This window comes from Nocardiopsis sp. iso_25 (assembly GCF_056173305.1).
This window is the reverse complement of sequence record NZ_CM149667.1, coordinates 1,849,912-1,863,870: the sequence shown is the minus strand read 5'-3', so window position 1 is coordinate 1,863,870 and position 13,959 is coordinate 1,849,912. Positions and strand designations below refer to the sequence as shown.

The 13,959-nt window shown below is 74.9% G+C and carries 11 protein-coding genes and 1 riboswitch; of the genes, 4 read left to right on the top strand and 7 right to left on the bottom strand.

Annotated features, from left to right (window positions below; genetic code table 11):
- Positions 1–27 precede the first annotated feature (27 nt).
- The 6 genes from AC0VX6_RS08125 to AC0VX6_RS08100 all read right to left on the bottom strand — a co-directional run bounded on the left by AC0VX6_RS08125 (position 28) and on the right by AC0VX6_RS08100 (position 7,157).
- Complete coding sequence (locus tag AC0VX6_RS08125; protein ID WP_274976885.1) at positions 28–567, bottom strand: DinB family protein; 540 nt, start codon at positions 565–567, stop codon at positions 28–30.
- Positions 558–1,265 carry an SAM-dependent methyltransferase gene (locus tag AC0VX6_RS08120; protein WP_475467987.1) on the bottom strand — a complete coding sequence of 236 codons (708 nt, stop codon included), beginning with the start codon at positions 1,263–1,265 and terminating at the stop codon, positions 558–560. Before AC0VX6_RS08120 ends, AC0VX6_RS08125 begins: the two co-directional genes overlap by 10 nt.
- A 630-nt stretch (positions 1,266–1,895) precedes the next feature.
- A complete protein-coding gene (locus AC0VX6_RS08115; protein ID WP_475467986.1) occupies positions 1,896–4,541 on the bottom strand; it encodes an FtsX-like permease family protein in 2,646 nt (881 codons plus the stop codon).
- A complete protein-coding gene (locus tag AC0VX6_RS08110; RefSeq protein WP_274976882.1) occupies positions 4,538–5,353 on the bottom strand; it encodes an ABC transporter ATP-binding protein in 816 nt (271 codons plus the stop codon). The genes AC0VX6_RS08115 and AC0VX6_RS08110 overlap by 4 nt, the downstream gene beginning before the upstream one ends.
- Positions 5,350–5,619, bottom strand: coding sequence for a hypothetical protein (locus AC0VX6_RS08105; RefSeq protein ID WP_274976881.1), 270 nt, complete (start codon positions 5,617–5,619; stop codon positions 5,350–5,352). Before AC0VX6_RS08105 ends, AC0VX6_RS08110 begins: the two co-directional genes overlap by 4 nt.
- A gap of 188 nt (positions 5,620–5,807) precedes the next feature.
- Complete coding sequence (locus AC0VX6_RS08100) at positions 5,808–7,157, bottom strand: aminotransferase class V-fold PLP-dependent enzyme (protein ID WP_475467984.1); 1,350 nt, start codon at positions 7,155–7,157, stop codon at positions 5,808–5,810.
- A gap of 61 nt (positions 7,158–7,218) precedes the next feature.
- A riboswitch (SAM riboswitch) is annotated at positions 7,219–7,333 on the bottom strand.
- Between the two features lie 214 nt (positions 7,334–7,547).
- Between AC0VX6_RS08100 and AC0VX6_RS08095 the strand changes: the two genes are divergently transcribed.
- The 4 genes from AC0VX6_RS08095 to AC0VX6_RS08080 all read left to right on the top strand — a co-directional run bounded on the left by AC0VX6_RS08095 (position 7,548) and on the right by AC0VX6_RS08080 (position 11,259).
- Entirely contained in the window at positions 7,548–7,943 is a 396-nt protein-coding gene (locus AC0VX6_RS08095) for a DUF3870 domain-containing protein (protein WP_274976879.1), read from the top strand.
- Positions 7,940–9,265, top strand: coding sequence for a CaiB/BaiF CoA transferase family protein (locus tag AC0VX6_RS08090; protein WP_475467982.1), 1,326 nt, complete (start codon positions 7,940–7,942; stop codon positions 9,263–9,265). Before AC0VX6_RS08095 ends, AC0VX6_RS08090 begins: the two co-directional genes overlap by 4 nt.
- A gap of 190 nt (positions 9,266–9,455) precedes the next feature.
- Entirely contained in the window at positions 9,456–10,646 is a 1,191-nt protein-coding gene (locus tag AC0VX6_RS08085) for an acyl-CoA dehydrogenase family protein (RefSeq protein WP_274976877.1), read from the top strand.
- Positions 10,647–10,791: 145 nt separating this feature from the next.
- Positions 10,792–11,259 (top strand): nitroreductase/quinone reductase family protein, encoded by a 468-nt coding sequence (locus AC0VX6_RS08080; RefSeq protein WP_475467981.1) that lies wholly within the window; start codon positions 10,792–10,794, stop codon positions 11,257–11,259.
- A 54-nt stretch (positions 11,260–11,313) separates the two neighbouring features.
- On the opposite strand, the gene AC0VX6_RS08075 is transcribed toward AC0VX6_RS08080, so the two are convergent.
- Positions 11,314–13,491 carry a RelA/SpoT family protein gene (locus AC0VX6_RS08075; protein WP_274976875.1) on the bottom strand — a complete coding sequence of 726 codons (2,178 nt, stop codon included), beginning with the start codon at positions 13,489–13,491 and terminating at the stop codon, positions 11,314–11,316.
- Between the last annotated feature and the right edge of the window lie 468 nt (positions 13,492–13,959).

The window sequence follows — 13,959 nt, the reverse complement described above, 5'->3', positions numbered from 1 at the left end:
GTACGAGGCCGCGGCGTGTGGGACGGCTCAGCGGCCGTACCGCGCGCGGTACAGGTCGCGCAGCGCGGCCACCTCCGCCGCGTGGTGGATGACCTCCCGGTTGACGTGGAGCACGAGGGCGACCATCGGGAAGTCCTCCCACTGGGGCGCCTCGGCGCCGCCCACCGGCGCGGCCAGGCCGTTCTCGTCCAGCTCCTGGACGTGCGCGGTCCAGGCGATGTAGGCGTGGCGCAGCCGCTGCCGGGCCTCGGCGGCGGTCGCGGGCCAGTCGGCGTTCTCCCGCGTGGCGGTGCGGTCGCCGAAGTGCCAGTTGACGCGGGTCTCCAGGATCTCGACGACGATGTGCCCGAGCCGCCAGGCGATGGTGGTCACCGGCGGCGGTTCGGGTTCGGGGACGGCCGTGTCGGGCCGGTGGCGCCCGTCCGGTCCCTCGCGCACGGCCCAGGCCCCGGGCACCGGAGCCCAGTGGAACTCCTCGTCGGTGAGCCCCTCCAGGCGGGGCCACAGGGAGAAGTCCCAGTAGAACCGCAGCTGGGCCAGGACCTCTCCGGTCCAGTTCACCGCCACCCGCGAGCGCCTCCCCGGCGCCCGGGCGCGCGGCCCAGCCCCGCCAGGACGCCGGTGCCCGGGTCGGACACGTCCTCGTCCGGGTAGGGCCACCACCGCAGGTCGGCCACGCCCGGCTCGACGGGCTGGAAGGGCTCGAAGGCGCGCTCCACCGCGGCGCGGGGCGCCGGGGAGGTGAGGGCGAGGTAGCCGCCCCCGCGCATGAGGGCGTGCAGGGCGTCGATCCGGGCGGGCGGGTCGTCCGCGGTGAAGGGGCGGGTCATCAGAACGGCGACGGGCTCGTCGAAGTCGACGAGCCCGGAGGTGCCGAGGCGGCGCAGGAGCGTGTCCGTGCCGGAGCCGTCGCCGGAGAGCACGGAGGCCCCGGCGGTGGAGAGCATGCCCGCCGCACCGTGCGGGGCGACGTGGACGACGGAGGCGTCGGGGGCGGCGGCGTGCACGCGCTCGGCGGTTCCGGGTACCGGGCACCCCCAGTCGACGAACTGGCACACGCCCGCGTCGACGGACAGGTAGTCGACCACGCGCCCCAGGAAGGCCTGGTGCAGGCGGGTGTGCTCGGCGTGCCGGGGGTCGGGGCGTCCGCCCGCGCGGGAGCCGAGGTCGACCACACCGGGCCGCTGGCCGGGGACGGGCACGGACCCGCGCCCTCGGAACACGGCAGTGAGCCGACCCGTCTTGGGCCCTCGGACGTTGGTCACGTTCACGCTCCCCCAGCCGGTTCGCTCGCGGGAGGCAGACGCTCGGCGGGGCGGGCCGGTCGGGCCCGGACAGCGTCGCGCCATGCCGTCAGGGCCCGATGGTACCCCCTGCGAAAGTGATCCTCAGCACACACATGGGTGTTATGTGCCCTATTTCGCCCTTTGAGAACTCCTGGGGCGCAAGTGTTTCTGGTAGACGAACTCGGCCCCGCGGACGGGGAGCGTGCGTCACGCCCCGCTCCCCCGCGATTTCGGCAGGTGACCGCCCCGTGTTCCCGGGAGAGCCCCACGACACGGCCGGGCCATCCCGGGAAGCGCTTCTCCTCGCTTTCCGGAAAACGCTCCCGGTCGGGGAGGGGATCCCCCGTGCCCCGGCCGCCGGTCCCGAGGCGCCGGCCCTCGACGGGAGGGCGACCGCCCTTCCGTCACGAAGACCGCTCCCGGGCGGAGGAGGCCGCCCGACGGAAGGCCGCTCCGCCCTCCTGGCCAACCAGGGCGCCCCGGGCGTCCAGGACGCCCCGACGGAAGGCCGCTCCCCTGCGGGAAAGACCGTCAGGCCCCGGCGCGTCATCGGTCCGCGCCCAGACGCGGCCAGCGTGAAGGTCCTGGCGCGGGTCAGGCCCCGACGCGTCACCGGTCCGCGGTCAGCCTCCGCGCGGGCAGCTCCGCGCACAGCCAGGACACCGCCGCGACCACCAGCACGGTCGCGGGCAGCAGCCAGAGCGGGCCGCCGGGCCACGGGCGGCCCAGGAGCCCCATCCCCGCGAAGGCGAGCGGAACCGCCGAGACCAGTACACCGGCGACGACCGCGCCGACCGCGACCAGGGCGGCCTCCCTGCGCAGCAGCGACCTGACCTGCGCGGGGGTCATGCCCACGGCGTGCAGCGCGTCCGTCTCCGCGCGGCGGCGCAGGGTCTGGGCGGACAGGCGGTTGGCCACCGAGAGCAGAACGTACCCCGCCAGGCAGAGCAGCACCACGAGGTTGAGCACCGTGTTCGCCGTGAGCCCGGTCCCGGCCGCGTCCGGGGCGGTGTCGGCGACCTCCACCCCCGGATGGGCCGAGGCCAGGGCGTCGAGGACCCCGCGGACCTCGGACTCCCGCCCGGGTTCGGCGAGCACCCGCAGCTCGGCGGGCAGGTCACCGGTCAGGTGCCCCCGGGCCAGGTCCCGCGAGACCAGGGCCCGGCCGAAGCCGAGTTCGCGCTCGTACAGCGCGACCACCTCGGCACTGACCTCGGCACCGTCCCCCATCCGGAACGTCACCCTCTGCCCCGGTTCCGCTCCGAGGGAGCGCGCGGTCCGCGCGCCCAGCGCGACGGTGTCGCCGGTCAGCGCACCCAGGTCGCCCTCGGTGACGCCCACGTCGACGACCTCCGGGGCGTCCGGCCCCAGGACCAGCGCGGGCGTCTCCTGGTGCACCACCCCCTCCTCGAACGGCAGCCCGGTGGTCCACACGAGGGTGGTCGGCGTGGCGGTGACGGCCGCGGCGACGGACGGGTCCTCCCGGACGGCCCCGGCCAGTCCCCGCGGAAGCCCGCCGAGCGCGGGCGCCGTCAGCGTGCTCGCGGCCAGCTCCCCGTCCTCGCGCTGCTCCGTCTGCGCGGCCAGCAGGGTGGTGTTGACGTAGCCCTGGCTGAGGGCGAAGGCCACCAGCATCGCCAGCGCGCTGACCGCGCCCGCCACCCGGTGGGAGTGGCCGTGCAGGTTGCGCACCGCCAGCCAGGTCAGGGCGGAGGAGCGCGCGGGCAGACGGCGGCCGAGCGCCCCGCTCACCGCCCGCAGCAGTGCGGGGCCGACCAGGGCCAGCCCGACCACCGCGAGCAGGCCGGCCGAGGCCGGGGCGACCGCCGCCATCTCGCCGCCCAGCACCAGCGCCGGGACCGACGCCCCCACCGAGGCCAGGAGCAGCGCCGCCCCCGTCCGGGTCCGCGCCCGGCCGGGAACGCGGGGTTCGGCGACGGACTCGGCGAGCGCGTCGGTGGGCGGCGCGGACGCGGTCCGGCCGACCGCGGCCAGCGAGGCCAGCCACACGGCGAGCACCATCAGCACCGCCGTGGCCAGGGCGGGCAGCGGTCCGAAGACCGGAGGCAGACCCGGCGGCACCAGCCCCAGGGAGGCGAACCAGTCCAGCGCGACCCCGGCCAGCGGGTAGCCGCCGGCCACGCCCAAGGGCAGGACCGCCAGGGTGACGAGGAGGTTGGGGGCGGCGACCAGGCGGCGGACCTGCCGGGGCGTGGCTCCCACGGCCCGCAGGAGCGCCAGGTCGCGGCGCTGTGCGGCCACGGAGACCGACAGCGCTCCGGCGACGGTCAGGCCGATGGTCATCACCAGGACACCGCTGAGCGAACCGGCCACCGCGACCAGGACACCGCGTGCGGCTCCGGCGGCCGGGGACTCGGCGTCGCCGATCCGGTCCCCGGTCCGCACGAGCGCGTCCTCTCCCGCCAGGGCCTCCTCCACCGCCCCGGTGAACCGCTCCGGCGGCACACCGGGCGCGGCGCGCAGGCCGATCAGGTCCACGGTGCCCTCGCGCGGACCCTCCGTGCGCCCGGCCAGGTCGGCGGCGGTGTCGTCGGCGAACAGGACCACGGTGGCGCCGGTGTCCAGCACCCCGGAGAGCCGGTGGTCGCCGGTGCGCCCCGCGGCGGTGACTCGCACCCGGTCGCCGACCCCGGCGCCGGCGGCCGAGGCCGTGGCGGCGTCCAGGACCACCTCGCCAGGCCCTCGCGGCGCCTCCCCCTCCAAGGGGGCGTCCTCCAACAGCGCGGCGGAGGACCACCCGTGGCCGGTGGTGCGGGGATCGGCTCCCGTGGCGACCCCTTCCCCGGTGTGCACGGCGGCCGGGAACCCGACGTCTCCGACGGCGGCGCCGACCTCGGGCAGGGCGGCCAGCCGGGCGGTGAGTCCCCCGGGCAGTCCGGCCCGCTCGGGCAGGGGCAGATCCAGGTCCTCGGCCTGCTCGACCGTCTGGGGTGCGGTGACCACGGCGTCCGCTCCCCGGAGGCGTTCGGCGGGGACCGACGAGCGCAGCCCGGTGTCGGCCAGCACGCCGCCGACGGTGACGAACGCCGATCCGCCCAGGACCGCGACGGCGACGGCGGCCAGCACTCCGGCACGGCCGCGCGCCAGCTTCAGCGCGAGGGGGCCGCGTCCGCCGACGGGATCCGGATCGCGTGCGGGCCCCGAGGCGGAGGGCGGGTTCGCGTCACAGGCGGTATCCGGGCAGGAGGCGGGGCCCGGTGCGGAGATCGGACCCGGCCCGGGGGGCGCCGTCATCGGTCGGCCTCCGCCCCGGCCGTCTCCAGGGAGGCCAGGCGTCCGGCCAGGTCGGCCGCGGAGGGGGCGTGCAGGACGTCGGCGAGGCGGCCGTCGGCCATGACCGCGGTGGCGTGCGCCCGGGCGGCGGCCTTGGGGTCGTGGGTCACCATGACGACGGTCTGGCCGAGTTCGTCCACGACCTCCCGCAGCAGGCCCAGGACGCTGTCGGCGGTCGCGCCGTCGAGCGCTCCGGTGGGCTCGTCCGCGAAGACGATGTCGGGCCGGGAGGCCAGGGCGCGCACGATCGCGATCCGCTGCTGCTGGCCGCCGGAGAGCTCCGTGGGCCGGTGGCGCAGCCGCCGCCCCACACCCGTCCGGTCGACGAGCGTACGCAGCCAGCCCTGGTCGGGGGTCCGTCCGGCCAGGCGCAGCGGCAGGGTGATGTTCTCCTCCGCGGTGAGCGTGGGCACCAGGTTGTAGGACTGGAACACGAAGCCGATCCGCTCGCGGCGGAACTCGGTGCGCCGGGGCTCGCGCAGGGAGCCGACGTCGGTGCCGCCCACCACCACCGAGCCCGATGTGGGGCGGTCCATGCCGGACGCGCAGTTGAGCAGGGTGCTCTTGCCCGATCCGGACGGCCCCATGACGGCGAGGAAGGAGCCGCGGGGCACCCCCAGCGACACCCCGGCCAGGGCGGAGACGACGCCCTCGCCGTCGGAGTACACGCGGTGGACGTCGGTGAGCCGGACGGCCTCGCCTTCGGCGTCCGGACCGGCGGGAACCGGTGCGGTGGGGGCCGGTGCGGCGGCTGTCTCCTGCGCGCCCCTCACCGGTCGCCCCTGCGGAACAGGACGACCAGAGCGACGAGCGAGACCAGCGCCGCGAGTCCGAAGGCCGACCCGATCAGCTCGTGGCCGAGCAGGGACAGCGTGCCGTTGGCCGCGGCGGTCCCGGCGAGGACGATCCCGAGCAGGACCAGCAGGGCCCGGCGGGCGGGTGTGCGCCGAGGTCGGGAGGGCGCGGGGGACGGCTGCGGAACGGAGGACGAGGGGTCCTCCGCGATCGAGGCGTCGATGCGGTAGGGGTCGTCGGACACGGCTGCTCCCGGGGTTCGGTGGGTGGCTGGACACGGCCGGTGTACCGCCCGCCGTGTCGTCTCCGACGCTACGGAGGCGCGGCCCGCCGAAACATCCCGCTCACCCGCCGACCGCCGCTACAGCCAGCTGTAGTGGCGCCCGGCCGAACCCTTCCGGGCAGCCGCCGCAACCGCTCCCGGGACCGCCGTCAGAGCACCCGCGCGGGGTCGGGCACCGGGGCGAGGCGGCCGTCGCAGTCGGCGTACTCCCAGCGCGGTCCGCGGGCCACGAGTTCGGCGACCGCGCCGACGAGGCGGTCCACGTGCTCGCGCGTGGTGCCCACTCCCAGGCTCGCCCGCACCGCCTGGCCGTGGCCCCGGGGCAGCAGGTGCCGGGTGAGCGGGTGGGCGCAGAACAGGCCGTCGCGCACCCCGATCCCGTACTCGGCGGACAGGGCCGCGGCCAGCAGGTCGGCGGGCAGGCCGTCCACGGTGAACGACACGATGCCCACCCGCGGGTGGTCCCCGCCCCACAGGGTCAGCTCGGTGACGCCGTCGACCGCCGTCAGCCCCTCGCGCAGCCGCTCCAGCAGCGCCGACTCGCGCACGTGCAGGAGTTCCTGGGCGGCGGGGGTGAGGGCGTCGCAGGCGGCGGCAAGCGCCACGGCGCCGAGCACGTTGGGGCTGCCCGCCTCATGCCGCGCGGGCAGGTCGTTCCACACCACGTCGTGCTCGTCGACCAGCCGCGTGGCCCCGCCGCCGGACAGGTAGGGCGTGGCCTCGCGCAGCCAGTCGGCGCGGCCGGCCAGAACCCCGGAGCCGAAGGGGGCGTAGAGCTTGTGGGCGGACAGGGCGACGTAGTCGGCGCCGGTCCCCTCCAGGCTGAAGGGCAGGTGCGGCACGTACTGGGCGGCGTCCACGACCACGCGGGCGCCCTCGGCGTGGGCCGCCTCCACCAGTTCCTCCACCGGCCAGATCTCGCCGGTGACGTTGGAGGCGGCGGTCACGCACAGCAGGCGCGGGCCCTCGGGGGCCCCGCGCAGCGCGGCGGCCGCGGCCTCCACCGCCTCCTCGGGGGAGGCGGGCAGCGGCAGGCGCACCACCCGCCCGGCGCGGGCGGCGGGGTGCTCCCAGGGCAGCAGGCTGGCGTGGTGCTCGGACTCGAACACGACCACAGTGCAGCCCTCGGGCACCGAGCGGGCCAGCAGGTTGAGGGCGTCGGTGGTGCCGCGCACGAACACCACGGCGTCGGCGGGTCGGGAGCGCGCGCCCACGAAGCGGGCGACGCTGCGGCGGGCGCGCTCGTAGGCGTCGGTGCTGACCTGGGAGTGGTGGCCCGCGCCGCGGTGCACGCTGGCGTAGTAGGGCAGCGCCGCGGACAGGGCCTCGGCCACCGGGGTCAGGCACGGGGCGCTGGCCGCGTAGTCGAAGTTGGCGTACTCGACGCGTCCGCCGGTGACCAGGGGGACGCCCTCGTCGGAGGTGACGACGGTGCACGCGGCGGCGTCGGCCGGGGGCTCGGCGGAACGGGCGGCGTGGACGGGAACGGCAGTGGTCATGGAAGCACCTCTCCTGTGGGTCGTGGGACCCGCGGAGATGTCACTCCGGTAACGCCTCAGGGGTCCGCGCTTGTCCGACACGGTCGTGTCGGGACCTGGTCCTCACCCGGGGCACCCCACCGCGGTAGGAGGGTTGCCGACCAGCTAGCCGGGGCTTGACGCTGGTACTCGTGACCTGCGAGGCACACTAACACAGCCTTCCGGCCCGCGGCAGGGGGAGGGGATGCGGCCCGGACCACCGGACCGCTTGACAGCGGCGCGCGCGGTGGGGACATACTTGTGCCTGCCTGCCCTCACGCCGCGGGTGTCCGGTTTCCCCCGGCCGCCCTCCAGGCGCGAGACTCCAGAGCGTCGGAGTTTTCGCGTGCCCGTGAGCGAGAGGTGTGCACCTTGTACGGCGACGACCGTATCCAGCAGGTCCTGCGCAATCCCAGGGTCGTCCTGGTGTCCGGCTACGCCCGCCTGCCCGACTCGGTGGCGAGCCACTCCCAGTACCAGCGGCTCGGCGTCGTGCTGGCCGTGGACACCGCCGACGGGCGCGTCGTCGCCGCGGACACCACCCTGCTCACCGAGCTGGCCAGGGACTTCTTCCGCGCCCTGGTCGAGGGGGAGTCGGTGACCGGGGACGTCGCCGAGATGGTGCGGCGGGTGCAGACCCGTTACGCGGGCCAGTCCGGCGCCGCGCTGACCACCGCCCTGCGCCGCTGCCTGGAGACCTACGGCCAGCTCAGGGAGGGCGACCAGTTGCCCGCGGACCCCGAGGCCGGGGAGGAGGAGCGGCCGTGAGCGACGACCTCTCCGCGAACGGGGGCCCCGCCGGAGCCCGGGCCGAAAGCGGCGCCGGGGCCGGAAACGGAACCGAGAGCGCGTCCGGGGCCGGGGCCGCGCCGCTGCCGCTGGCGGGCGTGCGCGTCGCCGACCTGTCCCGCGTACTGGCCGGCCCCTACGCCACCATGCTGCTCGCCGACATGGGCGCCGAGGTGGTCAAGGTGGAACAGCCCGGGCGCGGCGACGACACGCGCTCCTGGGGGCCGCCCTGGGCCGGGGAGGCCGGAGCGGCGGGGCACGGCGAGGCCGCCTACTTCCTGTCGGTGAACCGCAACAAGCGCAGCCTGGCCGTGGACCTGAAGGACCCCGGGGGCCTGGCCGCGGTCCGGGAGCTGTGCGCGGCCTCCGACGTGGTCGTCCAGAACTTCCGGCCCGGGGTCATCGACCGGCTCGGGCTCGGCTACGAGGCCGTCAGCGCCCGCAACCCGGCCGTCGTGTACTGCTCGGTGAGCGGGTTCGGGCCCGGGCACGAGCCCGCGACGCGTCCCGGCTTCGACATCGTGGTGCAGGCCGAGAGCGGGCTCATGTCCACCACCGGACCCGCGGAGGGACCGGCGAGCAAGGTGGGCGTGGCCCTGACCGACGTGCTCACCGGGCTCAACGCCGCCGTGGGAATCCTGGGCGCGCTCATGCGGGCCCGCGTCACCGGGCGCGGCGAGAACATCAGCGCGTCGCTGATCAACTCCACCCTCTCCGGCCTGGTCAACCTCACCCAGCAGGCGCTGGTGACGGGGGCCGAACCCGCCCGGGTCGGCAACGCGCACACCACGATCGTGCCCTACCAGGCCTTTGCGACCGCGGACGCCGAGATCGTCGTCGCCGCCGGGAACGACGCCCTGTACCAGCGGCTGTGCGCGGCCCTGGACCGCCCCGACCTGGGCGCGGACCCGCGCTACGCCACCAACCCCGGCCGGGTGGCGCACCGGGGGGAACTGGTCGGCGCCCTGTCGGCGACCCTGCGCTCCCGACCCGCCGACCACTGGATGGAGCTGCTGGTGGGGGCCGGGGTGCCGGTGGGACGGGTGCGCGGGGTGCTCGACGCGCTGCGCACCGCCGACGCCAGCGGCGACGACGTCCTGCGCACCGTGGAGCACCCCACCGCCGGGCTGATCGAACAGGTCCGCGCCGGGTTCCGTCTGGAGGGCAGCCCGCCGCCGCTCACCGCGCCGCCGCTGCTGGGGCAGCACTCCCGGCAGATCCTGGCCGAACTCGGCGTGGACGGGGCCGACGTGGACGCGATGGTCGCGCGCGGCGCCGTCCAGCAGCCCGACCTGCCCTGAGAGCCGGGCGGGTCGCACCGGACCCGCCCGGCCGCACCGCCCGACCACGCCCCGGAACCGGTCAGGGCTGCGCACCCGGCCCCGAGGCGACCGCCCGTCCTTCCTCCGGGTCCCGCACCCGGGTCCGATAGACACCGTCCACATCCCGCACGGCCGCACCGGCCGTCGGCACCACGAAGGGACACACACCTTGAGCGACTCCCGCAAGCCCGCCGCCCCGGACCCGCACGACTTCCTGGCGGTGGACGCCGACCTGACCGACACCGAGCGCGACGTCCGCGACGCCGTGCGCGACTTCGCCTCGCGCGAGCTGGCGCCGAACGTGGCCGAGTGGTTCGAGGCGGGCACCCTGCCCGATCCGCGCGGGCTGGCCAGGGCCTTCGGCTCCCTCGGGGTGCTGGGCATGCACCTGGAGGGGTACGGCTGCGGCGGCTCCAGCGCGGTCGCCTACGGTCTGGCCTGCCGCGAGCTGGAGGCCGTGGACTCGGGCCTGCGCAGCTTCGTGTCGGTACAGGGCTCGCTGGCGATGGCGGCCGTCCACAAGTTCGGTTCCGAGGAGCAGAAGCAGGAGTGGCTGCCGCGCATGGCCGCCGGTGAGGCGATCGGCTGCTTCGGGCTGACCGAGCCCGACTCCGGCTCCGACCCCGGGTCGATGCGCACCCGCGCCCGCAGGGACGGGAGCGACTGGGTGCTCGACGGCACCAAGATGTGGATCACCAACGGCTCGGTCGCCGACGTGGCCGTGGTGTGGGCCGCCACCGACGAGGGCGTGCGCGGGTTCGTGGTGCCCGCCGACACGCCCGGGTTCTCGGCCAACGTCATCCACCGCAAGCTGTCGCTGCGCGCGTCGGTCACCTCCGAACTGGTGCTGGAGGGCGTGCGCCTGCCCGCCGACGCGGTGCTGCCGGGGTCGCGCGGCCTGGGGTCGCCGCTGTCGTGCCTGAACGAGGCCCGCTACGGCATCGTGTGGGGCGCGGCCGGCGCCGCGCGCGCCTGCTACGAGGCGGCCCTGGAGTACGCGCTGAGCCGCGAGCAGTTCGGCCGGCCGATCGCCGGGTTCCAGCTGACCCAGCGCAAGCTCGCCGACATGGTGGTGGACGTCAACCAGGCGGCCATGACCGCGCTGCGGATCGGGCGCCTGAAGGACGAGGGCCGGTGCCACCACAACCACGTGAGCTTCGGCAAGCTCTCGTGCGTGGCCGCCGCCCAGCGGGTGGCCGCGGCGGCGCGCTCGGTGCACGGCGCCAACGGCATCACCCTGGAGTACCCGGTGATGCGGCACATGGCGAACCTGGAGACGGTCGCCACCTACGAGGGCACCGAGGAGATCCACGCGCTCAGCATCGGCCAGTCGGTGACGGGGATCTCGGCCTTCCGCTGAACAGCGCCGCCTCCGCGGGCCCCGGATCGGGTCCGGGATCCGGGCCGGTCCGCGGGGACCGGAGGCGGGTCGCGCGCCTCCCCCGGTGCCGACGGGCGCGCGCAGCCGCCAGAATGGGGAGCAGCCGAGCGAGGGAGTTGCCGAGATGGGGAACGAGCCGACGAAGCGGTTCGAGATGACGGGGCTGCGGCGGACCGCCAACGCCGTCGTCAGCGGCTTCGTCAAGTACGGGGTGTGCCTGCCCGAGTTGCACCTGCTCACCACGCGTGGGCGCAAGTCGGGCTTCCTGCGCACCATCCCGCTCAGTGTGCTGGACAGCGACCGCGGCCGGTTCCTGGTCTCCCCCTACGGGGAGGTGGACTGGGTCCGCAACCTGCGTCGGGACGGCTTCGCGACGCTGCGCCAGGGCGGCTGGATCGAGCTGATCAGCGTGCGCGAACTGGGGGCCGGGGAGGCCGCCCCGCTGCTCAAGGAGTACCTGGACCACCCGCGTTCCGCCGTGGTGGGCCTGTACTTCGAGACGCCGCCGGACGCCCCCGAGGAGGCGTTCGCGGCCGAGGCCGACCGCCACCCGGTGTTCGAGATCGTGCGCTCGACCACGATCCGCATCTGACCGGCGCGCACGGGTCCCGGGCTCCCCGCGCGGGGAGCCCGGGACCCGGCCGTGTCAGTTGCGGACGCGGAAGACGTCGTAGACGCCGTCCACGCCCCGCACCGCGCGCAGCACGCTGCCCAGGTGGGCGGGGTCGGCCATCTCGAAGGTGAAGCGGCTCTGCGCCACGCGGTCGCGGCTGGTCTGGACGGTCGCGGACAGGATGTTGACGTGCTGGTCGCTCAGCACCCGCGTGATGTCCGACAGCAGCCGGGACCGGTCCAGGGCCTCCACGTGCAGCGCCACCAGGAACATCGAGTCCTCGGTGGGCGACCAGTCCACCTTGACCATGCGGTCGGTGTCCAGCGTCGCGGTGTTCACGCAGTCCCGGCGGTGCACCGACACCCCGTTGCCCCGGGTCACGAAGCCGACGATCTCGTCGCCCGGCACGGGGGTACAGCACTTGGACAGGCGCGCCCACACGTCAGCGTCGCCCTCCACGACCACGCCCGGGTTGCCGTGCTGGCGCTGGCGGGTGGCCGCCTTGGTGGGCAGCGCCGACTCGGCGATGTCCTCGGTGTGGCTCTCCAGGCCGCCCATGGAGTCGACGAGCTTGCCGACCACGTGCTGGGCGCTGACCTGGCGCTCCCCCACCGCCGCGTACAGAGAGTCCACGTCCGGGTAGCGCAGGTCGCTGGCCAGGCCGATGATCGCCTCACCGCTGAACAGGCGCTTGACCGGAAGCTCCTGCTTGCGCATGACCTTGGCGATCTCGTCCTTGCCCTGTTCGATCGCGGCCTCGCGGCGCTCCTTGGTGAACCAGTGCCGGATCTTGTTGCGGGCCCGGGCGCTCTTGACGAAGTTCAGCCAGTCCCGGCTGGGTCCGGCGTCGGGCGTCTTGGAGGTGAGGATCTCCACCGTCTCGCCGTTGTGCAGCTCGTTCTCCAGCGGCACCAGGCGGCCGTTGATGCGGGCGCCCACGGTGCGGTGGCCGACCTCGGTGTGCACGGCGTAGGCGAAGTCCACGGCGGTGGCGCCCTGGGGCAGCGAGATGACGTCGCCGCCCGGGGTGAAGACGAACACCTCCTGCACCGACAGGTCGAAGCGCAGCGACTCCAGGAACTCGCCCGGGTCCTTGGTCTCCTGCTGCCAGTCGATGAGCTGGCGCAGCCACTGCATGTCGGAGCTGCCCCGGGGCTTGCTCTCGCCCCCGCTGCCCCGGTCCTCCTTGTACTTCCAGTGCGCGGCGATGCCGTACTCGGCGCGCCGGTGCATCGCGCGCGTGCGGATCTGGAGCTCGACCGGGTTGCCCGAGGGCCCTATGACCGTCGTGTGCAGCGACTGGTACATGTTGAACTTGGGCATCGCGATGTAGTCCTTGAACCGGCCGGGCACCGGGTTCCACCGCGCGTGGATGGTCCCCAGGGCCGCGTAGCAGTCGCGGACGCTGTCCACCAGGACCCGCACGGCGATGAGGTCGTAGATCTCGTCGAAGCCGCAGTTGCGGGCGATCATCTTCTGGTAGATCGAGTAGTAGTGCTTGGGCCGCCCGCGCACGGTGGCCTTGAGCTTGGACTCGCGCAGATCGGCCGAGACCGCCTCGATGACCTCCTGGAGGTAGACGTCGCGGCGCGGGGCGCGCTCGGACACCAGGCGGGCGATCTCGTCGAAGCGCTTGGGGTAGAGGGTGGCGAAGGCCAGGTCCTCCAGCTCCCACTTGATGGTGTTCATGCCCAGCCGGTGGGCGAGGGGGGCGAAGATCTCCAGGGTCTCGCGGGCCTTCTTCTCCCGTTTGGCGCGGGAGGGCAGATAGCGCAGGGTGCGCATGTTGTGCAACCGGTCGCACAGCTTGATGACCAGCACGCGGATGTCGCGGGCCATGGCCACGACCATCTTGCGCACGGTCTCGGCCTGGGTGGCCTCGCCGTACTTGACCTTGTCGAGCTTGGTGACCCCGTCGACCAGCTCGGCGATCTCGTCGCCGAAGTCCGAGCGCAGATCGCCCAGGGAGTAGTCGGTGTCCTCGACGGTGTCGTGCAGGAGGGCGGCGGCCAGGGTGGCCTCCTGCATGCCCAGCTCGGCGAGGATCGTGGCGACGGCGAGCGGATGGGTGATGTAGGGGTCGCCGCTCTTGCGCTTCTGGTCGCGGTGGTGGTGGGCCGCGACCTCGTAGGCGCGCTCGACCAGCCGCACGTCCACCTTGGGATGGGTGGCCCGCACTGTCTTGATCAGTGGTTCGAGCACCGGGTTCATCGTCACTCCCCGCTGGGCGCCTAGTCGGGCGAGCCTTCTGCGTACTCGCACCGTGGAGGGCGTGGTGGAGGGGGACGGCTGCCGCGTGGCCCCCGCTCCGGAGACGTCGGAGGGCGCCGCTCCGTTCGCGGCGCCCTCCGGCCGGTCTCCCTGTGGACTTGTGGTGGCGCCCTGCGCGCCGGTGCCGTCCGCGTGCCCCTGGGGCGTGTTCGGCCGCGGTTCCTGGGAGGCGTCCCGCCGCGTCTCGTCCGTCGCTGCCGCCCCGGTCGAAACCACTTCGCTTGGCATGCCTACCTCCCGCGGATCCGTCCGGTCGCGCGGGCGCCGTCAGCGCCGCCCGGCTCCACCGGTGCACGTGCGTGTCATCAGGGCCAGTCGTGACGTGGCCGCCGCGGTACCTCTCCCACCAGTCTAGTGGGGCCGTTCCCGCCGGGAACGGCCTCGGCCTCCCCGCTCCCGCCGCGCCCG

What these genes read in the sequence shown, in the direction of transcription:
- AC0VX6_RS08115 (WP_475467986.1), bottom strand. Translation starts at nt 4,541, where the DNA reads ATGACGGCGCCCCCCGGGCCGGGTCCGATCTCCGCACCGGGCCCCGCC.
- AC0VX6_RS08100 (WP_475467984.1), bottom strand. Translation starts at nt 7,157, where the DNA reads ATGACCACTGCCGTTCCCGTCCACGCCGCCCGTTCCGCCGAGCCCCCG.
- AC0VX6_RS08080 (WP_475467981.1), top strand. Translation starts at nt 10,792, where the DNA reads ATGGGGAACGAGCCGACGAAGCGGTTCGAGATGACGGGGCTGCGGCGG.
- AC0VX6_RS08075 (WP_274976875.1), bottom strand. Translation starts at nt 13,491, where the DNA reads ATGAACCCGGTGCTCGAACCACTGATCAAGACAGTGCGGGCCACCCAT.